The sequence below is a fragment of the Methylogaea oryzae genome (assembly GCF_019669985.1).
In the GTDB taxonomy this organism is placed as follows: domain Bacteria; phylum Pseudomonadota; class Gammaproteobacteria; order Methylococcales; family Methylococcaceae; genus Methylogaea; species Methylogaea oryzae.
In genome coordinates, this window is sequence record NZ_AP019782.1 from 3,888,599 (window position 1) to 3,910,329 (window position 21,731).

The window sequence follows — 21,731 nt, forward strand, 5'->3', positions numbered from 1 at the left end:
TATGCGAATGCGCCCGCTTCGCTCGATAGCGCTTTCCTCCCACCGCCGGCCGAACGCTTCACAGTGACCGGCCGCTCCGGCATAGCTTAACCAGCGGCGCCGCCATCGTCATGCGTCGCGCCCACGAAAAAGGCCGGGAAGATCGATCCCGCTGCCCGCATCGACCGGCAACTGGAAAAACAAAAGGGCTACGCCGAAGCGTAACCCTTTGTTTTTATTGGCTGGGGGACTAGGATTCGAACCTAGGTTGACGGAGTCAGAGACCGTTGCAACGTGCTGCAATGTGCCGCAAAGTGCGGAAAGAGAAGGCCTTAGAGACGCGACCGGCACTATGAAGCGGTGTTGGGCTACAGTGCGGTTGACGGTTTGTTGACACTTTTTAGGGGATGGCTGGCGCATTGGTGGTCCAAGCGGCTGTTATTGCTACTCTGGTAAAGCTTTTTAGTTTTTCCGTTTCATACAATCGATTACTTCTTGATCGATTACGTTGTTGGGCTTAATGCATTTCTTTACTGGTTGATGAAGTGGTTCTAGCGGTTCTAAATTGGCTTGAGCCCTTCCGAAAACGGTATTCCTTAAGACTTCTTTGCTGAAGGCGTTGGCGGTTTTGCCGATTGCGCCGCCAACGGTTTTGGCGGTCTTGTCTACTATTTCATCGGCTGCTCGTTCTAACTGCCGTGTCGCAGCGGTTTGGTTGCTTGGTGGCGAAGTTTGGGCAGGCTGGCGGGTAGCCAATCTGGTTATTGGCGGTACTGATGTTATTGGCGGTGCGGTTGCTGTTTTTGTGCTGAATGTTTCGGCGATGGCTTTGAGCATACCCAAGGCGAAGCCGATATTCAGTATGAATAGGATGATGGCTGCCAGGACGATGGCTAAGGTGATTTTTAAAACGCCTTTGAAAAAGGAGTTGTTTCCGCTTTCGTTGTAATGATCGCGGTGGGCTATTGGTCGCATTCCTTTCCGTCCTTATGTTCTTGCGCTCGTTCATTGACCGCTAGGGAACTCCCTCCCTTCCATCGGCTGACTACCTTTGCGGCTATCAGCCACCCGTCCCTAGTTTCTTTCTGCTTTCCTCAATTTGCGGGCTGATTTGTCCAGACTCTGGCAGGGTTTCTCCTGTAACTATCCAGTATGTGTACTGAGGCCAAAGCTTCCTTATGGCTTGTATATGGTCTTCGTTTACGCGTTGCTTTCCGGTGAAGAGATTTCCCCACTTGTAGGCGCTTATTCCTGTTTGTTCCTCGAGGTCAGTCTTCGACAGCCCTGACGCTTCTACTAATTGCTTGATTCGATCTAACATCGTGTAAAAAGTACTTAGTACTTGACTTCCTGCTAGGTAAAGAGTACTATGTACTCGACTGGCGGCATTGCGCCGCAAAGTGCCGCAACAGGGGGAGATTATGGACAAGCAAGCCACCGGTCAAGCGCTCGATCTCGACCATCTTCATAGGGAGCTGGTGCAAACAACCGCCGCTCTCTACGTTCACGAAACGTCATCTTGGTTTTCCTATCGCATTGCCGAACGGATAGCCCTACTCGGTAAGCCGGTAGCGGACGTCACTTTGGGCGAACTTGCCGCCTTCATGGAAGAAGAACGCGCCGCCGTTGATAGACAGGTCGCGTAAGGGGCGCGCCATGGACGAACTACAGCAAGCATCCCAGTCCGTTCCGCCCCTGGTACCTATTATGAGCCGCGAACGCTTCGCCGAACTCACCGGCCTGTCCATCGGCGTCATCGACGGCTGGACCGAACGCAACTACCTCCCCACCGTCCTCATTGGCAAGCACCGTCTCGTAAACCTGGTGCTACTTCACAAGCAATGCCTGGAAGCGGAGACCTACAAATGAAAAAGCCGGCCTTCTCCCACGATTGGATCAACGACTGGCCGTCGGGCTGGTGCCAACGAAGCCTTCCTTACCGCCAAGGCCATCAGGCCGGCTACGACTGGGTACAGGCCGGCAAGATCGCCGGCACCCTGCAAAAGTGCCCTTACGTCGAAGGCTCCGTTGAAATGGACGCTTGGTTCGCCGGTATGGAAGCCGGCAAAGATCGCGGTATTCACGACCAACTGGCCGCCTAGGAGGTGTTGGATATGGCTACTCGCAAGCGCCCCACCAAAAAACAGGCAAGCCGCCCCGTAACCGGCCCCCAATCCAAACCCCACGCCCGCCGCAGCCAGTGCGCCTACTGCAACAAATGGTTCACCGGCGCGGCCACGCATACCGCTTGTCCCGAATGCGAAGCCGACTTTGTTCTTCTGCTCGGCTACTCGCCCAACGAACAAGCGCAGGCCCCCGCGTGAATCCGCACCAGTCCCCAACGGCAGTCTTTCCGGCGTCCGAAAAACGCCCGCGCGTCCGTCCTTCCTCCACCCCGCGCGAAGCCCGGTGCCCCGTGTCCGGCACCGAAACTACACCGGAAAGACTCCCCTTGGCGACTGCAACCCGCTCGGCCCGACTCCAGGCCAAACAACCACGCCCGCACGCCATCTTCCCGGCTTGTCAGTCCGCCCCGTGTGTCCCCAAACGCCCACCGCGCGGCGAAGCGCGTCCCGAACCGTCTTCAAGAAACGCACAGCCGGGAAGTGGTCGCCGCCCCGCCGCCGACCACCCCGGCCCAAGCACCCCACTAAAAGCTTTTTCGCTATTTCCGCTCACCGTACCGCCCCGGTTAGCGGCCTCCCATAAGGGCGGCGTTTAAACCCCTGATGAAAAGGAACAAAGACATGCAACAAATCACCACAGCCTTGGTACTGGGAGCCAACCGCTACAAAGTCGAACGCCAAACCGGCGGCTACCTCTACCTGCTCGAACCCGGCGACCACGAAAATCCTGACGCCCTAGGCCTTGGCATACGCAAGGTCAAAATGCCTTATGAAATGTACGATCAGCTTCGCGACAAACGCGTTCCAGCCGTATTTGACGTGCTCACGGAAGCCGAAAGAGCAGGCCAGGAAGCCGACAACGAAATTGCGGTCAGCGTACGTGGCGACGGCAAACTGACCGCCGAGACACTCAACGAACTTTTCGGAATATCGGCTAGCGCCAAAGCCCCCGGCAAAGTCCCCGACCAACCGTTGCAAGGTGCCGCCTACGCACTGGTCATCGCCGCCAGCCGCTTCGAAGCCGAAGACGGGCGGCGCTACAGCAACATCGTCATCAGCCAAAAAACTAGCGGCCGCAACCCCAACCAGCTCGGCTTTGAAATCATCCGAATCCCCATCGCATGGGACTTGTTTGCCGCCTTTCAAGCCAAAGGCCTGCCCGGCGAATACAAGCTGCTCACCAGCCTGCGAAGCGGCTCCGGCTTCAAGGCACGTTTGAAAGTCGATGGCGTAGAAGGCGAAAACTACCTCGACCAAACGCGCCTGCATCAGCTTTTCGGCGTCCAACCGCAACAGCCTCAAGCCCCTCGACCGGCAAATCCTGAAGCCCCGGCTAAACCCGCCTAACCATGCACCGCGCCCTAATTCTCGCAATCCTAACCCTCCTGCCCCTAACCGGGCAGGCGGCCACTTGCTGGGAGATCGTTAACGCTCGTATTACGTTGTGTGATTCGGTGGGCGCGTGTGGGCCATATGTGACCAATTTGGCTATTCCTAGTTCGGCGCCCGTGGATCAGTGTGATGTCGCCCCGTTCCAAAATCCCACCGGAACCGGCGTAGGTCACGTCGTTTTGCTGGACTCATCCGACTGGTCGGCGGCAGCCAACGCTCAACTGGATTGGAATATTGTCCGCGAATCATTCGGCTGGGGAATGTTGTTATTCGTCACCGGGGCCGGTACGGGCCTGATTATTAATATCGTTCGAAGAGGACGCTAATTTAAACGAATTGGCGGTTTTTCCCCTGGCCGCCGATCTTGCTTTTTCAGGGGCTTTTTAGAGAGGTAATTCACATGGTAGACGCAGCAACCACGGCCATCACTGGCGCAACCGGCGATGCCAACACCGTAGCCGGCTTGATCATTGCCGCCGTAGCCGTCTCGGTGGCCGTTTCCATCGTCATCGGCCTGATGAAAAAGGCCTGATGGGAACCCTTGTCTCGGTACTCATAGGAACAGCATGGTGTTTAGCATTCATTGCCGGAATACGAGTTACCGCGATATGAAAAGCCCAGGCCGGTTTTATGCCGGCCTGGCATTCATCTTCCTAACGCTGGGGATTATCTCCCCAGCGTTCGCGGATAGTTATCCCGCTGTTGTGCACACGTATTATCAGGGCTACACGTCATCTAAATATGACACCTACGAGGGAGCCGGTACTGATTTATGCGCACATTACTCATGGACTCTAGGTTCGATTGGCACCAAGAGTTCGTCCAATTTTCAGATTTTCTGTAAGGACTCTAACAACGCCACCCATGGCGCTTATACGGGGTATGGGCCGTATACCGAAAAGTTATGTCCCGGTGGCGGCACAGTTTCCGGCACGTCCTGTATTAATGCCCCCGCGTGTGCGATTTATCAGGATCGCGGCTCCGACGGCGTTTGTCATGATCGCACCTGTGGCGCTAATCAACACCTCGACTATACAACCGGCGGATGCGTATATGACGCATGTCCCAATACCTGGGAAAGCCGCAACACATTAACCGGCGAGTGCGTACCCGACACGTGCGAAATATCCGGGCAAATTCGTAACGTAACAACTGGCGTATGCGAATGGCCGCCTAATTGTGAAGGCGACCAATTCCACGATGTTGACGGAACCTGCAAAGACCCGGAATGTTTAGGCGACTTGGTTTTAATCAACCATTACTGCGTCCCGAAGGTCACGTGCACGTCCACGCAGGTTTATGACCCCGTAAACAACGGCTGCGTCGATGTAACGCAAAACCCCGATCCTGGCACCGGCACCGGTTGGGATTGCACCACCGCCTCTAACGGCGTTGAGGTTTGCGGCTGTAACGGCACTGTCGGCGCTGACGGCACATGCAACGGTCAGCCTTTACCTCCTGGTGCGACCACTGGTGACGGTAGCGGGACTGGTACGGGCACCGGAACGGGCGACGGCAGCGGAACCGGCACAGGCACCGGAACGGGCGATGGCAGCGGAACGGGTACAGGCACGGGAACCGGCGATGGTACAGGCACAGGAACGGGCACGGGGGACGGTACTGGCACTGGTTCAGGTTCCGACCCGCAAGACGGCGGCACGGGCGGCACCGGTTTTAGTCCCGGCACGTATGGCAGCCCTCCCGGTATTGAAGGCGTCGAAGCCCAAGTAGCCGCGGCTAAAAGTGAACTTTCCTTGTTGATCTCCAATATCAAAAGCGAATCCCAAGCCATGATCGGGTCAACGTCTTTGGGCGGCGGCGGCAGCCTTCCGTGCTTTTCCGCCAGCACGTCTTACGGTGATGTCCGGCTCTGCTTGTCTGACTATGAAGACAAGCTCGTTTTGATTCGTTATGCCTTACTCCTGGTGGCATCCGTGGCCGCCGCCTTGATTATCCTGGGGTAGCTTATGGAAGCCGTTTTGGGTGTGCTGTTGACTTCGTGTGTCGCCATTTTCGGCGTAATCGACGGATGGTTCGGCCAAAAAATTTACGATTTTGCCACTTGGGCCTTCGCCCAGCTGGTGGAATATTTTGTGCTCGCCTCCATCAAGTTCCTGTTGGTGGTTATCCCGTTCGCCTGGGATGTTGGCCGCACGATCCTTGCCGATTTGGATGTAAAAGGGTTCGTCTCCAGCGCCTGGAATTCCCTGCCGGGCGATGTTGCATCAGTTGCCGGCTTTTTCGGTATTCCGGAGTGCATCAACATCATTATGACGGCCCTGGCCACTCGCTTTGTCCTTCGCTTCATCCCCGGCATGAGGTAACGCCATGTCCATCAAAATCCACCACGGCCCGCCCGGTAGCTACAAAACCTCCGGTGCCGTCATGGACGACTTCATACCCGCGGCCAAAGCGGGTAGGGTGGTCATCACCAACGTCCGGGGGCTCTCCTCCCGTGAACGGGTAGCCGAAGCCCTGGATGGTGTTCCCGATACCTTCGAGCTGATCTACCTGCAAACCACCGAATGCCAGGACGCCTTGGAGAACCGCAGAAAGCTGTCCACGTTCTGGCACTGGGTCCCCAAAGGCGCATTCCTGCTTATCGACGAATGCAACACCATCTGGCCGACACACCTTCGGGAAAAAGACCTGGAGGCCCTGGACTACGCCGACAGCTACTTAAACGGCGGCGCTGATGATCGCCCCAGCTCCATCCTCACCGCCTTCGAAATGCACCGTCATTTCGGCTGGGACTTAGTGCTCACCACGCCCCATATCGACAAGGTGCACAAGATCATCCGGCAATGCGCCGAAGCGGCCTACAAGCACAAAAACCAAGCGCTCATCGGCATCAAAGGCCGTTACCTGGAAGCCTTCCACCTGGCCGAAGATTCAGGCCGTTCCGCCAGCGACTTCATGAACCTTCGTCAGCGAAAAATCTCCCCCGTCACCTGGAAGCTTTATGAATCCACCACTACAGGCACCTTCGCCGACACTATCGCCGGCACGCCGCTTTGGAAAAACCCTAAAGTTCTTCTTTTTGTGGGAATTATTGCCGCTTTTGGTGTCTTTCTATCATCTCGTGCACGGCCTTCTTTCCTGGGAGGGACGCCTCCTGCTATCCCTGGTGCGCCCGCTAAAACGCCCGGCGCAAATCCTGGTCAAAATCGCCCGGTGGGTACTGTCCCGCCTGCTGCTGCGTCTACTTCTCTGGCTGGGAATAGCCGTCAGCCTGGGCAAGCTGGCCCGTCACCTGATGTAGCCGAACACCCTTATGCCAAGGTGAATCTTCATATCGTCGGCAACGTCGTCGGCATGCGCGACGGCCGCCTTCAAAACGTCTACTACTTCCAAGCCACCCAAGACGGCCGCGCACTGTTCGACCTCTCCGACGCCGACTTAGGCCGTTCCGGCTACCGCGTCGAAAAAATCGCCCCCTGCGCCGTCCGCCTGACCTACAAGAAGGTCTACAGCGACTTCATTGTTTGCGACAAGCCGCAAATCAAGGCCGCGCCTCCGCCTCGGTTTGCGGCGTCCATCATTCCTGTAGCAGGTAATTAATTTGTCAGTGCCGCCGCAGCGTGGAGCAAGTGAGGACGTAGGACGAACGCGCGACAGCGCTAGGCGGCGCGTAATGTTTTCGCGGCAGACGTTCCTGTAACACGTCTATAGGTGTAACCCCGGAAGAGCCCGTATCGGCACAAAGCGACACATTGAAGGAGGAATAGTGGAAAAGTTAAAAAATTTGGAACCGGTGCCGACGAAGAAAACCGGTCGTAGACCTAAAGAACGACGGATAGAAAACGGCGTCCGCTTTTGTGAAACCCACTCCTACGACAGCCTGAGCAAAGGCGATAAGGGAGACCCGAACGGGAAAATCTTCATCGGTGCCGAAATGCACGACTTGACCCGCGTTGAAGTCGTCGGTTGCTCGATCGACACCGTCCGACAGCTCTATTCCGGCACCGTTAACCCGCAACGTCTACAAATCATCCGGCAGCTATTGGAAACCGGTGAACGCGTCTTCGGCGGCCACAAGCAAAGCCCTCTGTCGGTCCAATGGCACGTCACCAAAATGGGCATGGCCTCCGGCTACCGTTACAAACTCCAGAATAACGACCTAGGCATGGTCATCCTGTTCGGTTCCTATTACCGCAGCGAAGAAACCATGTGCGAAGAACGCGGCCCCCACCTCAAGATAGAAGTCAGCCCCAAGAGAATCGCCGAAAGCGGCACCGATAACGTCCAATGGCATGCCGACCTTTGCGCCAACTGGTTCTTCGAAAGCGGCGATTGGGAACACTCCGGCGTAGCCATCCACCTAGCCGCCGACGTGCAAGGCTGGGAACCCGGCCCCACCTTCAAAGAGCGTTTCCGCACCAAAGCCCGGGCCGTCCGCGACTACGACGGGATCACCCACCTAGAATTCGACGGCCTCTCCACCGTCGCCGTCAGCTACGGCAAAAAAGCCGCCGAATCCTACACCTACGGCAAGCACAGTAGCCTACAAACCGCCATCTACGACAAAAGCAAAGAAGTCCTCGCCAGCGACAAAAAAGACTTCTTCGACAAAGAATGGGAAGCCTACAGCCTCGGTCGATACGACAAAGACAAACCGGTTTGGCGCATCGAATACCGCTTTCACCACTCCGTCATTGCCCAATTCGCCGAAAGCGCCGGCCAAGACCTCAAGAAATTCACCGATCTGCTGCCCCACCTGGGCGACCTGTGGCGCTACGCCCTGCTAAGAAATCGCCTGGACGAAACGCCCAACGGCACCTACATAGATCCCTTGTGGCAATACCTCTATGATCGCATGAACGTCAGCTTCGGCCCCAGCGCGCGCCGTCTCACGCGCCAATACAAGAAAGACAGCGTAGCTCCCGCCGCCAAGAACTACGGTCAAATCATCGGTAACATCGTCAGCGTCTGCGCCAGAAGGGGCTACAACACCCGGCAAGTCATGCTCCAACTCAAGCGCCTGGACTTCTATGACGACCTGGTAAAGCTCTACCGCGATAACGGCAAAGGAGGGGAGCCCGCCCTGCGGGAAACCGTTGAAAAAGCTCTCTGTTTGCGGCGGCTTATTGGAAAGGCGGCGGCATGAATACGCCTGCAATCGCTATCTTGTTTGCTGACCGCGACGGCGTTTACTCGTCGTTTCCTGTCGACATTTGGGATAAGTCCCGCGACGCTCGTTGCTATGACGGTGACTCGCCTGTCGTTGCCCATCCTCCGTGTGAGTCGTGGGGCAAGCTTTATGCGATGAAGAAGGGCCGTCGTCTTGGCGATGATGACGGTTGTTTTGCTGCCGCTCTCGCTGCGGTGGAACGCGTCGGCGGTGTCCTCGAGCATCCTGAGGGTTCGTTTGCTTGGCCTAAATTCGGCCTATTGCCCCCGGAGCAGGGTAAAGGCTGGATCAAGGACCCTTTCCGGCCCGGCTGGTCCTGCCAAGTTTATCAAGGCCATTACGGCCACCCGGCGGCCAAGAGTACGTGGTTGTACTATGTCGGCTCTGTCCCTCCTCCTGCCCTTAATTTTTCCTCCTCTCCTGGCGGCCGTGATTTGTGCCGCCTCTCTAGCCGTGCTCGTCGTACAACACCGCTTTATTTCGCGCAGGCGTTGATTGACCTGGCGGAGTTGGCTCGCCGCGGTGAGCTGGTTGAGCTGGCGGGACGTGAGCAGCTGGCTGAGCTGGCGCGCCGGCGTGAGCTGGTCGACCTGGCGGTTCCTGGGAAACTGGCTTGGCCAATTAACCTGGTTCATCGATGCGACTTGGCTTACCTGGCGGTGCCGGCGCACCGGTCGCAGTTGGTTTAATTTCGGTGGCAATCAAAAAGACGGGCGGAGGTTGGCAGGTTGATATTCAACCGGCTGGCCGGGGTGGCAAGCGCTTTCGGAAAACGGTCACCACGCGGCGCGACGCCCAGCAGTGGGAAACTTGGGTGAAGGCTCAGGTGCAACAAGCCGCTGATTGGCAGCCGGATAAGAAAGATGCTCGTCGGCTTCGAGAACTGATAGACCTTTGGTATCGCTACCACGGGATCAATCTTAAATCCCACAAGGACACCTACAGCCGGCTTTGTGCCATGGCCGAAGCAATGGGGAATCCCCTTGCTTCGACCTTTGGCTCGCAGCGATTTGCCGAATATCGCGAAAGACGGCTGTCTGGTGGTGTTTCGGCCAATACCTTGAATCGTGAGCACTCCTACCTAAAGGCGGTTTTTGGCGAGCTGAAAAGACTGGGGTATTGGAAAAGCGATAATCCGCTTACCAGTATTCGGCGTTACCGTATCCAGGAAAAGGAACTGTCCTACCTGACAACGCCGCAGATTGAGCACCTTTTTGAAGAACTGCAAAAGTCCAAAAATGCCGACGTATTGCTTGCTACTAAGATCGCTCTAGCGACGGGGGCGCGTTGGTCTGAAGCGCAGTTTTTACGGCGGGAACAGCTGCAAGGCGAAGCGGTAACGTTCACCAATACTAAGGCTGGTAAGAACCGGACGGTGCCGATTGCATCACGGCTGGCCGAAGAGCTGCGGGCGCATAAGGAAAGCGGCCGTCTTTTCGGGCCTTGCTACGGTGCCTTTCGTGAAGCGATGCAAAGGACCAAGATCGAACTGCCTGAAGGACAAATGGCTCACGTCCTTCGCCACACTTTTGCCAGCCACTTCATTATGAACGGCGGCAACATTCTTACCTTGCAGCGCATCTTGGGCCATTACAGCATCACGGTAACTATGCGTTATGCGCATCTAGCGCCGGATCACCTGGAAGAAGCCAAGAAAATGAATCCGCTGGCCGTGTTGACACTTAGTTGACACCTAGAAAAACAAAAGGGCTACGCCGAAGCGTAACCCTTTGTTTTTATTGGCTGGGGGACTAGGATTCGAACCTAGGTTGACGGAGTCAGAGTCCGTAGTCCTGCCGCTAGACGATCCCCCAACAAACGTTGGAGCGCGGGCGGAACCCGCGCCAGCATTAACGCTTGGAGTACTGCGGACGCTTACGGGCGCCGTGCAGACCGATCTTCTTACGTTCTACTTCGCGGGCATCGCGGGTAACGTAACCGGCTTTGCGCAAAGGAGATTTCAGATTTTCGTCCAATTCGATCAAAGCGCGGGTGATACCGTGACGGATGGCGCCGGCTTGGCCGGAAGGACCGCCGCCGGCAACGGTGACGTTGATGTCCAGCTTGTCCAGCATTTCCACCAGTTCCAAGGGCTGACGCACGATCATGCTGTCGGTCTTGCGGCCGAAGTACTGATCCAGCGTCTTCTTGTTGATGGTGATGCTGCCCTTGCCACGCGTGGCGTAGACGCGAGCGACGGCGCTCTTGCGGCGTCCGGTTCCGTAGTATTGTGTTTCAGCCATACGCTTGATCTCTAAATAATTCTCAGAATTCCAGGACTTGCGGCTGCTGCGCCTGGTGGTTGTGTTCCGCGCCGGCGTAAACCTTCAGCTTGCGGTACATATCGCGGCCCAGGGCGTTCTTCGGCAGCATGCCCTTCACGGCGATTTCGATGATGCGCTCCGCGTGGGTCTGACGCATTTTGCCCAGGGAGGTGGCTTTCATATTGCCGATATAACCGGTGTGGTGGTAGTACACCTTGGCTTTTTCTTTGTTGCCGGTCACGTGCACTTTGTCGGCATTGACAACAATGATGTAGTCGCCGGTATCGACGTGAGGGGTGTATTCGGCTTTGTGCTTGCCGCGCAAACGGCGCGCTACTTCCGTGGCCAAGCGACCCAACGTCTTACCGTCGGCGTTGATCACGTACCAATCACGCTTTACCTCAGCCGGTTTTGCGCTAAAGGTTTTCATTGCTGCTGTGCTCCCAGTCTGGCGCCCATCGAAAAGAGCGCAATCTTACTTGACGATCTTCCGAATAGCAAGTAGCCCCCTCGCCGCAATCGCAGTGGGGACGGTGAAAAATTCTTGGGTAAAAACCCTGCCGCGGCGTCGGCACCGACCAAGCGCGGCTCGCCGCCCACCGGAAAGCGCAAGCCCCCAGGTGGCCGGCCATTGTAGAGGGGTGCGCGTTTTCAAGCAAATCGACGCGCGACGGAGCGGCCCCGGTACAATAGGGGCGCGGGGCCTGGGCCTCGCTTTCCGTTGAATTACCAAGCGCCGCATCATGACGAACCTTCGATTTTTCCTGGGCCTCTGGCTGTATCTCGCTCTCGCCGGCTGCGAAACCCCGCCCGCCGAAGTGGAACTGGCCGGCATGGCCCAAGGCACGACTTACCACATCAAGTTCGTCCCCGCCGCGGGGTTGGACAAGGAGGCCCTGCATCGCGAAATCGACGCCAAGCTGGCGGATATCGACCTGCATTACTCCAACTACCGTGATGACTCGGAAATCGCCCGCTTCAACCAGCGCCACGATACCGAGTGGGCCGAGGTGACGCCGGACCTGGTGAAAATGATGTCCATCGCCAAAGTCCTGCACGAAAAAAGCAACGGCTGCTACGACCTGACGGTGAAGCCGCTGCTGGAGGCCTGGGGATTTTTCAAGCACGAAAACCAAGTGCCCAGCGACGCACAAATCGCCGCCGCCAAAGCCAAGGTGGGATTCGGCAAAATCGAGATAGACAACGAACGCCAGCGACTGCGTAAAACCGACCCCGAGGCGCAGGTCGACCTGTCCTCCATCGGCCAAGGCTACGCCATCGGCCAAGTGGCGACGCTGCTGGAAGGCAAAGGCGTCGCCAACTACCTGGTGGAAATCGGCGGCGAAATGAAAGTGCGCGGCGTCAAGTCCAACGGCAAATCCTGGCGCGTGGCCATCGAAAAGCCGGTGCCGGAACGGCGCGAAGTGCAGCGCATCATCGAAGTGCCGGCCCAGCGCCCCCTCGCCATCATGACCTCCGGCAGCTACCGCAATTATTTCGAAAGCGGCGGCAAGGTGTATTCCCATATCGTCGACCCAGCCACCGGCCGGCCGGTGGCCCACCATCTCCTGTCGGTGAGCGTGTTGCACGACGACCCCACCTGGGCCGACGGCTGGTCCACGGCCTTGCTGTGCCTGGGCGAAGTGGAAGGCCCGAAGGTAGCTGCCGCCGAGGGCGTGGAAGCTTTGTTCATCTATGGCGAGGACGGCCAGCTCAAGGAGCTGTCCAGCCCGACCCTGTCCCAGGAACAGTTCGTCGCGCCGGTAACGCAGTAGCGCTTTTACAGATAGGCCCGCAGTTGCGGCGGCAAGCTGCGGCGCAGCAGGCGGTTGTGCAATTCCCAACGGCGCTCGTCCGCCACCTCCTTGAGGAATTGCGCCTCCTTGCCCGCCAGCAGCGCCAACGGCACGCCCCCTTCCAGCAGCAACCGGTTGGACGGCAGGGCCGGCAGCTTGGCGCCGGGCAGGATCACGCCTTGCAGGTTGAGGGGATCCGCGGCGGAAAGCGCCACGATTTCGTTGTCCGGCGCATCCTTCAGCTTGCGCAGGGCTTCCACCGCCTCCGGCAGGGCGAACTGCTCGCCGTACTGGCCGGCGACGAAACGGCCGCCGCGGATGTCGCCGCGCGCTTCCAATCGGCGGTACACCGGCAAGAGCACTTGCCAGGCCGGAACCGTGTTTTCCCGGCCCAGCAAGGCCTTGAACACCACGCCGTAGCGGCGCAGCAGCACGCGGGCGCTGTGTTCGGCGGATGCGGCCGCCTCCGGCATCGCGCCGCCCGCCGGGGCCGTCGCCAGCGTCCAACGGCCCGCGTCCTCCAAGCCGAATAAAGGATTGAGCTGGCGCAGCCGGCGCTTCTTGTCTTCCGGAACCAATAGTGCGCGCAACCCGATGAAGCTGTCGCTGCGCAGCCAGCCTTGCGCCACCAGTTCCGCCAAGGCGTCTTCCGCCTGGGTTTTCAGCAAATCGCTGTGTTCCCACAGTTCTTCGAAAAACTGCGCGCCGTGCTCGCGCAAGGTGTGAAGCAAACGCTTGGCGTTGGCCGACAGTTCCGCGCCGCCGTCCTCGCCTCGCAAGGCGCGCCACAGGCCGAGTTGCTTGCGCGGCAAAAAAGTAACCGGCGACGTTTTCACCGGCGCGGAGCCCGCTGCGGAGCTGAGCCGGGTCCAAATATACCGGCCGGATTGGCACAGGCCGTCCAGCCAGGCAGGATCGTAATCGGCCACCCGCGCCGGCAGAATGTCGCCCTCCCAGGCCGAAGCGGCCGCCTCGAAGCCTTCCAACTGCTCCAGCACCGCGGCCAAGGCGTCCCGTCCCCGCAGCCGCGTTTGCGGGTGCGCGTGCTGCCAGCGCAGCAAAAAAGCCATGAACGCCGCTGCGGGAACCGGCTCGATCTCCTGCCGCAGCCGGTTCACCGTGTAGCGGTGGATGCGCGCCAGCAGGTTGCGTTCGCACCATTCGAGCGACTCGGCGGCGGTGAATTTGCCGCGCAGCACCAGCCCTTCGGTTTCCAGTTGGAGCAAGGCGATGTCCACCGCGCTTTCCGGCAAAGCCAGCCCCTGCGCCAGATCCCTGGCCGCCACCGGCCCGGAGCAGCACATGCGGGCGCGGACGATTTCCGCCAGGGCATCTTCGGACGTCCAGCGCCGTTCCTCCAGTTGCGGCGGCAGGCGCAAGGGCGGCTGCGGCGTCTGATCGGGATAAAGCGCGCGGAATTGCGGCCAGCGTTCGGCGGCGATCCATAAGGCCGGGACTGGATTTAACTCCCTCACCCCAACCCTCTCCCTGAGGGAGAGGGAGCCGGAAGGAGCCGCTTCCTGGGCAAGAAAAAGCACAGCAGCGCGGCCCTGGGCAACAAGTTGCTCGAACAAGCACGGCCAATGGGGCGCCGCTTCCGCCGCCAGCACATACCCCGCTTGCATCAAGGCGTCGTGCAGCTCGTCCGCATCGCGCGCCTCGGGCCAGGCTTCTTCCCGCACCCTGGCGATGGCGGCCGGGTCCAGCTTGCCCAGGTCGTCGGCGGTGGCGGGATCGAGCCAGCGGCGGCTGGCGACGGCGCGGGTGCGGCGCTCTTCCGCCGGGGCGCCGTCGAGGAAGCTGTAGACGCGGGCGGTGAGGATGGCCGCCGCCAGCGGGGAGGGCTCCACCAGGTCCTTGGCCACCACGCGGATGCGGCCGGATTCCAGGCCCCGGATCACCTCCAGGAAGCGGTCGAAGTCCATGGCTTCGTGCAGGCAGTCGTACACCGTCTGGTTGACCAGGGGATGGTCCGGGACCTCCCTATCGCCCTCGATATTCTCGAAGCAGGCCAGCTGGTCGGGAAACACCGCCGTCACCAAGTCCTCCGCCTGCATGCGCAGCAGGTGCGGCGGCGTCTTGCGGCCGCCTTGGAAGCGGCGGATGGCCAGGGCGCAGGCGGCGTTCCAGCGCCAACGCACGGTGAACATGGGCGCGGCCAGCAAGGCCTGCACCAGGATGTCGCGCACGGTGTTGCTGTTGAGGAAACGCGCCACGTCCTCCAGGGGAAAGCTCTGCGACGCCCCCAGGGACAAAATCACCGCGTCCTCGGTGGCGGCGGCCTGCAACTCGAAATTGAACGTGCGGCAGAAACGCTTGCGCAAGGACAGCCCCCAGGCGCGGTTGACCCGGCTGCCGTAGGGGGCGTGGATGATGAACTGCATGCCGCCGGCTTCGTCGAAAAAGCGCTCGAAGATGACGGTATCCAGGGTCGGCACCACACCCAGGGCGGTTTTGGCGGCGGCCATGTAATTGACGGCTTGCTCGGCGGCGGCCCCCGCGACGCCGAGCCGAGCCAACCAGGCGTAAGGATCGGCTTGCTCCGTCAAAGCCAGCCTTACCCGCGCCACGCCTTCCGACAACTCCCAGGTCCGCCCCGGCGCCTCTCCCAGCCAGAAGGGGATGCTGGGCGGCAGGCTTTGCGCGTCTTCTACCCGCAGCGTGCCGGCGTCCAGGCGCAGGATGCGCCAAGCGGTGTTGCCCAGCTGGAAAATGTCGCCGGGCAGGCTTTCGATGGCGAAATCCTCGTGCACGCTGCCGACGAACTCGCCGGAAGGCTCCACCACCACGCGGTAATCGGCGTTGTCGGGAATGGCGCCGCCACAGGTGAGGGCGGTCAGGCGAGCGCCGCGCCGGGCCTTCAAGCGCCGATTGATGGCGTCGCGGTGGATGTAGGCGCCGCGCGGGCCGCGCCGGCTGGTATAGCCCTCCGCCAGCATGGCCACCACAGCGTCGAAAGCTTCCCGCCGAAGGTCGCGGTACGGCCAGGCGCGGCGCACGGCGTCGTACAGCTCGTCTTCGCCCCAGTCCTCGCAGGCGGCCATAGCGACGATCTGCTGGGCCAACACGTCCAACGGCTGCGGAGGAATATGCAGCCGGTCCAGCTCGCCCCGGGATACCGCGTCCAGCAGGGCGATGCATTCGATCAGTTCGTCGCGGCTGGTGGGAAACAGCCGGCCTTTCGGCGTGCCCCCCAAAAAGTGCCCGGCCCGCCCCACCCGCTGCAAAAACGTGGCGATGGAACCGGTGGTGCCCAGTTGGCACACCAAATCCACGTCGCCCACGTCGATGCCCAACTCCAGGGAAGCCGTCGCCACCAGCGCTTGCAGCTCGCCGGCCTTCAGCCGCGTCTCCGCGGCCAAGCGCTGTTCCCGCGCCAAGCTGCCGTGGTGGGCGGTGACGGCGGTTTCGCCCAATCGATCGCTGAGCGCCCGCGCCACCCGCTCGGCCAGCCGGCGGGTGTTGACGAACACCAGGGTGGTTTTGTGCTCGCGAATCAGCGCCGCCATGCGGTCGTAGACCTCGCCGGCGGCTTCCCCGGACAGCAAGGCTTCCAGCGGCGATTCCGGCAACTCAAGCCCCAAGTCCAGACGGCGCCGGTGGCCGGTGTCGATGATGCGGCAATCGCCGCCGCCGGTGAGGAAGTTGGCCACTTCCTCGATGGGCTTTTGCGTGGCGGACAGGCCGATGCGGGCCAGGCCGTTTTCCCTCTCCCCAACCGGCTGCGCCCCCCTCGCTACGCTCTCCCCGCCGACAGGAGAGGGGCTCGCTGATACCAATCGCTCCAGCCGCTCCAGCGTCAATGCCAGGTGCGAGCCCCGCTTGCTGCCGGCCACCGCGTGGATTTCGTCGACGATCACCGTGCGCACGCCCTTCAGCATGCGTCGGCCGCCATCGCTGGTGAGCAGCACATAGGCCGATTCCGGCGTGGTCACCAGAATGTGGGGCGGAAACTTGCCCATGGCGGAGCGCGCCGCCTGGGGCGTGTCGCCGGTGCGCACGGCGCTGCGCAGGGCGATGCCGCCGCTGCCCGCTTCGAACAAGCGCTGGTTGATGCCGTCCAGCGGCAACTCCAGGTTTTTGTGCACGTCGTTGCTGAGGGCCTTCAACGGCGAGATATAGAGGATGCGGGTTTCCTCCCGCAGCCGGCCGGCCTCGGCCAGGTGGGCCAGATCGTCGATGGCGGCCAGGAAAGCGGCCAGGGTTTTGCCGGAGCCGGTGGGCGCGGCGATGAGGCTGTGGCGGCCCGCTTTGAAAGCTTGCCAGGCTTGGATTTGGCAAGGGGTAGGCGCGGCAAACGCCTGCTGGAACCAGGCGGCGACGGCGGGGTGGAACGATGACCAATCCATGCGGCCACATTACGCCATGGGACGCGAAGAAGGGAAGGCCTGTTCGCTTGCGCGGCGTTTTCCGCAACCGCTACACTGGCGCGCCGGAACAACAACCGCTTGAGAGCTCATGCCAAAATACGATTATCTGTGCGAAGCCAACGGCCAGGTGGTGGAAGTCAGCCACGCCATGAGCGAGCGGCTGGCCACCTGGGGAGAGCTCTGCGCCCTGAGCGGCCAAGACTTGGCCGATACCCCCGCCGACAGCCCGGTCACCAAACTCATCACCGGCGGCGGCGTGGTGCGCGCCAGCTCCCTCAAGAATCCCTCCGCCCCGCCTTGCCAATCCGGGGCGCCTTGTTGCGGCCCCAGCAGCTGCGGCTTCGCTTAAGGAAACTCTTCCTTAAAGGAAACGCCGCCGGGCTGGGTTACTCGCCGCCCAGCGCCCGGCGCGCCTGTTCCGTGGCGTCGACATAGTCGATTTTGCCGCTGGGCAGCCGCGGCAGCGCCTTGAAGGGCAGCAACACCCTCGGCACTTGCACGTCGCCGATGCCGTCGCGCTTGGCCTGCTCCGCCAAGCGCGCCCGGTCCGCGGCGGGATTTTCGCTGAGCAAGACGACCTGTTCGCCGCGCTGCGGGTCCGGCACGATCACGGCGGCGTGGGCGTATTCCGGCCAAACGCGCAGGGCCAGCTCCTCCACCGCCGCCAGGGAGACCATCTCGCCGCCCACCTTGGCGAAGCGCTTGGCGCGGCCTTGGATGTGCAAATAACCCTCCTCGTCCAGGCGCACGATGTCGCCGGTGTCGTACCAACCTTCGCCTTCGGCCGAGCTGGGCGGCACCAGCTTGCCCGGCGCCCGGGCCAGCAAATACCCCAGCATGACGTTGGGGCCTTTGACGTGCAGCCGACCGCCCTCGGCGATGCCGGGCACCGGCACGATGCGGTACTCGATGCCCGGCAGCAAACCGCCCACGGACCCCTCGCGGTAGCGCATGGGCGTGTTGAGGCTCAAGCCCGGCGCGGTTTCCGTGGCGCCGTAGCCTTCCAGGATACGGATGCCGAAACGGGTCGCCCAGGCTTTGCGGGTTTCCTCCAGCAGCTTTTCCGCCCCGGCGAACACGTAGCGCACGCAATAAAAATCGTAGGGATGGGCGAACTTGGCGTAGCCGGCCAGGAAGGTGTTGGTGCCGAATAGGATGGTGGCGTTGATGTCGTAGGCCAGCTCGGGAATGATGCGGTAGTGCAACGGCGTGGGGTATAGGAACGATTTGATGCCCGACAGCAGCGGCAGCAGCGTTCCGGCGGTCAGGCCGAAGGAGTGGAATAGCGGCATGGCGTTGAGGATGGTGTCGCCGGCGCCGAAATCTATCGCGGCGGCCAGTTGCTCGCGGTTGGCCATGAGATTGGCATGGCTCAACACCACGCCTTTCGGCGTCCCCTCCGAACCGGACGTGAACAAGATTACCGCCGGCCGATCGGCATCTTCGGGCCGCTCCCGATGAAACCAGCGCAAACGGGCCAGCCGCGCCAAGCCGTGCGCCTGGTCCGCCAGAGGGATGTCCTGGGCCAAATCCTCCAGATACAGCAGCCGCACCTGTTGCGCCAGGCGCGCGGCCGTATCCTGCCGCTTGGCCTGCTCCACGAAGCGGCGCGAGGTGACGACGGTATTGATCTGTGCCGTGGCGCAGGCGGCCAGCATCACCCCGGCGCCGGCGCTGTAATTGAGCATGGCCGGCACCCGCCCGGCCATTTGCAGGCCCATTAGGGATACCACCGTGGCGAGGGAATTGGGCACCATCAGGCCCACCGCCTCGTCCGGCCGGCTTTCCCGCGCCAACCGCGCGCCCAGCACGGCGGCTTTGCGCAGCAAACCGTCGTAGGTCAAAGGCCTGCGGTCCACGTCCTCCAAGATCTCGTGCTTGCCGCCGTGAATGCCGCGCGCCTCCAACAACGCGGACAGCAAAGTGCGCCGATATCCGCTGGTTTCGAACATCATGTCCACCATGATGTCCGTCAGCTTATGGCCGGCCAACCGGCGCCGCGCCCGGCCTTTCAGCTCCGCCGGCAGCTCCAGCCGCACCGGCGGCAGCACGGCCAAGCGCACCGGCGGAAAAGAGCGGTGGCGCACCTTGCCCTGCAAACGCGAATAGCGGGTGTATTGCGGGCCGTCGATGCGCACCGGCAGCAGCGTGGCGCCGGATTTGTCGGCGATCAGGCCGGGACCGTCGTAAATCTTCATCAGCGCGCCGGTGGTGGTGCGGCGGCCTTCAGGAAAAATCACCACCTTGCGGTCTTGCTTGAGGTAGGCGATGAGGGTTTTGGTGGCCAGCGGGTTGGCCTGGTCCAAGGTGAGGGTATCGGCGAAGCGCAAGCCGCATCGCACCCACCATTTGCGCGCCACGTAGGTGTTGACGGCGAAGGTGAGCGGTCCGGGCAGGAAGGCCCATAGGAACAGGGCGTCGAGGTAGGAAGTGTGATTGGCCGCCACCAGTACGCGCGGCCCCGCGGCGGCGAAGTGATCCAAGCCGGTTGCCCGAGTCCGGAAAAGAATCAGCAGCAACCAGCGCACGAAGCTCTTGAACATAACGCGTGTGTCCGTATTCCGTTGGGTTCGATGGGGCGTATTCCCACCCTGTCACAACGCCTAGATTAGCACCCTCCCAGGCCCGGAAGTCAGCGGCGGAGAGCCTTCCGCGCCTCGCTGCCGAACACGAAAAAACTTTGCGGAAATTATTGAGCAAAGGCCAGCGGGAAGGCCTATACTGTCGCCGCGGCAGCCCTTCAACGAGGGCTGAAACAACGCAAGATAGTAGTAATTTCAATTTAGTGAGTTTGTAAATAAATGCGTACTGGTACTGTTAAGTGGTTCGACGAAGGTAAGGGTTTCGGTTTCATTACTCCGCAGGACGGCGGCGACGATGTGTTCGTGCATCACTCCACCATCAGCGGCAGTGGTTTCAAGGTTCTTACCGAAGGCCAGACCGTTCAATTTGAGTCGCAGAAAGGCCCGAAGGGCTTCCAGACGACCAAAGTAGATCCCAACTAAGGTCTCAAGAATACTGATAGCGAAAAACCCCGCCACGGCGGGGTTTTTTGTTATTACGGCCTGGCGCTGGCGGAAAAATCAGGCGGCGAGATCGCCCGGGCAGACACTCATGGGGGAGAACTCGCAGCGGCAGGTCTGGTACTGGAACTCGCCGTCCTGCCAACTGACGAAGCCCAGCGGCGCGTAGTGATGCGCGATCCCCCGCGGCGGTAGCGCCTTGGGCGTTTCCTTGCCGGACGCGTCCGAGTCGGCGGGCCATTCCAGCCGGCCGGTGGCGACGCGGGCGGGAATCAGCCAATAATCGCCGCAGCGGTATTGGCCGCCGGGCGAAAACTGCACCCGCACGCCGTCTTCCAAATCGATCCATCCCTGCTGGCCTCCGGCCGGCTCCTTGACCGGCACGGCCCCGCCGTCCAGCAGCACATCGCCGCGCTCCACCTGATCCCAGCGCCGCACGGTGGGATTCGGCAAAGACGCGCGCCACGCCAATGCCGAGCTGTCCGAAGCGGTAGCCGGATCCACCGTCAACACGCCGTTTTCCACTTTAACCAGCTTCACCAGGACGCTGCGGGGCTTGCCCTGTGCGTCGCCCCCTTGCAGCTCCTTGGCATCGTCGGACAGCTCCACCCAGTTGCCGGCGGCAAAGCCGCGCGTGTTGGCCACCAGCAGGTCGCTGCCTTGGCTGCCCAGCCAGCGGGTGGCGACGCTGCCGTTGTCCCGCGACCATTTGAACGTGGCGACGTCGGCCGGGCCGCCGCGATGGATTTCCACCCGGTAGAGCTGGTTTTCCACCCCCCGGTATTTGGAATCGGGAGGCGTAACGCAGGGATCTTCTTTGCCGGTGGGATCGGCCAAACCGGCCGCCAGCCAAGCTTGGCCGAACGGCGGCAAATCCTTCAGCGGCGTGCCGCAGCTCACTCCCGGCCCGGCCCCGGCGGCTTCGCCCGTCGCCGTGCCGAGCACCGCGATTTCGGTGGAGACCTTATCCAGCGAGGTTTTCAAGTCTTGAATCTTGTTCGGGTCGGTCTCCACCGACAGCTGCTTCTTCAGCGCCGCCTGCTGCGCTTTCAGTTCCTTCAACAGCTTGGCCGTGTCGGCGGCGACCTGGCGCCCCCCCTTCACCGGCAAGGCCTTCACCTGCCACACCACTTTCGCCCGGGTGCAGGTGTCGACGCCGTTGAGGGCGGCCTCCCGGATCGAGTCCTGCTCCAGGGGCGTGATGTGCCGCTCCCATACGTCCAGATAAACCCAAAACCACTGGCCGGTGTTTTTCTTCAGCTCCAGCAGCAAGGCGTCGTCGTCCGGCAGGGGATAGTCCTTTTGGGCGGTGTACAGGCAGTTCTGGTCGTGGTTTTCCACCAGCCAGCCGTCCACGTAATAACGGCCGGCGCCGATCTTCAAGGCCGCCGCCTGGCCGTCCCACTCCAGTGCGAAGCCGCCCTCGCCCCCCTGGGCCGGCGCGCCGTGGGGGCCGATGAGGTCCCGCGCCAAGGTGCGCAAATAATGCAGCAGGATGGCCGCCTGCTCGTTATGGTCCGCGTCGAGGGTGACGCGCCCCTGCTGCATGAGCACACGGCTGAACTGGTTCCTGGCGTCGAACGTGTCGCGGGTAAAATCACCTTTCATGGTCGCTTTCCTCGGGGTCGCTGTTTTTACTGAAATAAACGG

General features: G+C 61.0%; 21 protein-coding genes and 1 tRNA gene. 15 read left to right on the forward strand and 7 right to left on the reverse strand.

Features of this window, described 5'->3' with window-relative positions:
- Window positions 1–441: 441 nt before the first annotated feature.
- On the reverse strand, window positions 442–954 hold the full coding sequence (locus K5607_RS17370; RefSeq protein WP_156302231.1) for a hypothetical protein: 513 nt from the start codon (window positions 952–954) through the stop codon (window positions 442–444).
- Between the two features lie 446 nt (window positions 955–1,400).
- Between K5607_RS17370 and K5607_RS17380 the strand changes: the two genes are divergently transcribed.
- From K5607_RS17380 to K5607_RS17430, 12 genes are all read left to right on the forward strand, one after another.
- Window positions 1,401–1,625 carry a hypothetical protein gene (locus K5607_RS17380; protein ID WP_156302232.1) on the forward strand — a complete coding sequence of 75 codons (225 nt, stop codon included), beginning with the start codon at window positions 1,401–1,403 and terminating at the stop codon, window positions 1,623–1,625.
- 10 nt (window positions 1,626–1,635) lie between these two features.
- Complete coding sequence (locus tag K5607_RS17385; protein WP_054772536.1) at window positions 1,636–1,848, forward strand: hypothetical protein; 213 nt, start codon at window positions 1,636–1,638, stop codon at window positions 1,846–1,848.
- Window positions 1,845–2,081 carry a hypothetical protein gene (locus K5607_RS17390; RefSeq protein WP_054772537.1) on the forward strand — a complete coding sequence of 79 codons (237 nt, stop codon included), beginning with the start codon at window positions 1,845–1,847 and terminating at the stop codon, window positions 2,079–2,081. The genes K5607_RS17385 and K5607_RS17390 overlap by 4 nt, the downstream gene beginning before the upstream one ends.
- A 12-nt stretch (window positions 2,082–2,093) precedes the next feature.
- On the forward strand, window positions 2,094–2,303 hold the full coding sequence (locus K5607_RS17395) for a hypothetical protein (RefSeq protein ID WP_221047762.1): 210 nt from the start codon (window positions 2,094–2,096) through the stop codon (window positions 2,301–2,303).
- Window positions 2,304–2,726: 423 nt separating this feature from the next.
- On the forward strand, window positions 2,727–3,452 hold the full coding sequence (locus K5607_RS17400) for a hypothetical protein (protein ID WP_221047763.1): 726 nt from the start codon (window positions 2,727–2,729) through the stop codon (window positions 3,450–3,452).
- Between the two features lie 445 nt (window positions 3,453–3,897).
- On the forward strand, window positions 3,898–4,029 hold the full coding sequence (locus K5607_RS18230; protein WP_255210527.1) for a hypothetical protein: 132 nt from the start codon (window positions 3,898–3,900) through the stop codon (window positions 4,027–4,029).
- A gap of 34 nt (window positions 4,030–4,063) precedes the next feature.
- Window positions 4,064–5,461 (forward strand): hypothetical protein, encoded by a 1,398-nt coding sequence (locus K5607_RS17405; protein WP_176569407.1) that lies wholly within the window; start codon window positions 4,064–4,066, stop codon window positions 5,459–5,461.
- 3 nt (window positions 5,462–5,464) lie between these two features.
- Entirely contained in the window at window positions 5,465–5,821 is a 357-nt protein-coding gene (locus tag K5607_RS17410) for a DUF2523 family protein (RefSeq protein ID WP_221047764.1), read from the forward strand.
- Between the two features lie 4 nt (window positions 5,822–5,825).
- Window positions 5,826–7,058: a zonular occludens toxin domain-containing protein gene (locus K5607_RS17415; protein WP_054772543.1), complete on the forward strand. Its 1,233-nt coding sequence runs from the start codon at window positions 5,826–5,828 to the stop codon at window positions 7,056–7,058.
- Between the two features lie 166 nt (window positions 7,059–7,224).
- Entirely contained in the window at window positions 7,225–8,604 is a 1,380-nt protein-coding gene (locus tag K5607_RS17420) for a hypothetical protein (RefSeq protein ID WP_221047765.1), read from the forward strand.
- Window positions 8,601–9,317: a hypothetical protein gene (locus tag K5607_RS17425; RefSeq protein WP_054772547.1), complete on the forward strand. Its 717-nt coding sequence runs from the start codon at window positions 8,601–8,603 to the stop codon at window positions 9,315–9,317. Before K5607_RS17420 ends, K5607_RS17425 begins: the two co-directional genes overlap by 4 nt.
- Before the next feature lie 5 nt (window positions 9,318–9,322).
- Window positions 9,323–10,318: a phage integrase gene (locus tag K5607_RS17430; RefSeq protein ID WP_221047766.1), complete on the forward strand. Its 996-nt coding sequence runs from the start codon at window positions 9,323–9,325 to the stop codon at window positions 10,316–10,318.
- A gap of 50 nt (window positions 10,319–10,368) precedes the next feature.
- Here the strand turns inward: K5607_RS17430 and K5607_RS17435 are convergent.
- The 3 genes from K5607_RS17435 to rplM all read right to left on the reverse strand — a co-directional run bounded on the left by K5607_RS17435 (window position 10,369) and on the right by rplM (window position 11,322).
- Window positions 10,369–10,442: transfer RNA gene (locus K5607_RS17435), tRNA-Gln, on the reverse strand.
- Between the two features lie 36 nt (window positions 10,443–10,478).
- A complete protein-coding gene (gene rpsI, locus K5607_RS17440) occupies window positions 10,479–10,871 on the reverse strand; it encodes a 30S ribosomal protein S9 (RefSeq protein WP_054772548.1) in 393 nt (130 codons plus the stop codon).
- A gap of 22 nt (window positions 10,872–10,893) precedes the next feature.
- Complete coding sequence (gene rplM, locus K5607_RS17445; RefSeq protein ID WP_054772549.1) at window positions 10,894–11,322, reverse strand: 50S ribosomal protein L13; 429 nt, start codon at window positions 11,320–11,322, stop codon at window positions 10,894–10,896.
- A 313-nt stretch (window positions 11,323–11,635) separates the two neighbouring features.
- Between rplM and K5607_RS17450 the strand changes: the two genes are divergently transcribed.
- A complete protein-coding gene (locus tag K5607_RS17450; protein WP_221047767.1) occupies window positions 11,636–12,667 on the forward strand; it encodes an FAD:protein FMN transferase in 1,032 nt (343 codons plus the stop codon).
- 5 nt (window positions 12,668–12,672) lie between these two features.
- Here K5607_RS17450 and K5607_RS17455 read toward each other — a convergent pair whose 3' ends face one another.
- Window positions 12,673–17,037 (reverse strand): DEAD/DEAH box helicase, encoded by a 4,365-nt coding sequence (locus tag K5607_RS17455; protein WP_221047768.1) that lies wholly within the window; start codon window positions 17,035–17,037, stop codon window positions 12,673–12,675.
- Between the two features lie 109 nt (window positions 17,038–17,146).
- Here K5607_RS17455 and K5607_RS17460 point away from each other — a divergent pair, with 109 nt between their 5' ends.
- A complete protein-coding gene (locus tag K5607_RS17460; RefSeq protein WP_054774720.1) occupies window positions 17,147–17,407 on the forward strand; it encodes an FmdB family zinc ribbon protein in 261 nt (86 codons plus the stop codon).
- A 37-nt stretch (window positions 17,408–17,444) separates the two neighbouring features.
- Here the strand turns inward: K5607_RS17460 and K5607_RS17465 are convergent, their stop codons facing one another.
- Entirely contained in the window at window positions 17,445–19,601 is a 2,157-nt protein-coding gene (locus tag K5607_RS17465) for an AMP-binding protein (RefSeq protein WP_221047769.1), read from the reverse strand.
- 258 nt (window positions 19,602–19,859) lie between these two features.
- Here K5607_RS17465 and K5607_RS17470 point away from each other — a divergent pair, with 258 nt between their 5' ends.
- Window positions 19,860–20,063, forward strand: a complete 204-nt coding sequence (locus K5607_RS17470) for a cold-shock protein (protein WP_082411764.1) — start codon at window positions 19,860–19,862, stop codon at window positions 20,061–20,063.
- Between the two features lie 78 nt (window positions 20,064–20,141).
- Here the strand turns inward: K5607_RS17470 and K5607_RS17475 are convergent, their stop codons facing one another.
- The gene (locus K5607_RS17475) at window positions 20,142–21,689 is read right to left on the reverse strand and encodes a DUF6519 domain-containing protein (protein WP_221047770.1); all 1,548 of its coding nucleotides are present in this window, start codon (window positions 21,687–21,689) and stop codon (window positions 20,142–20,144) included.
- Window positions 21,690–21,731: the final 42 nt, after the last annotated feature.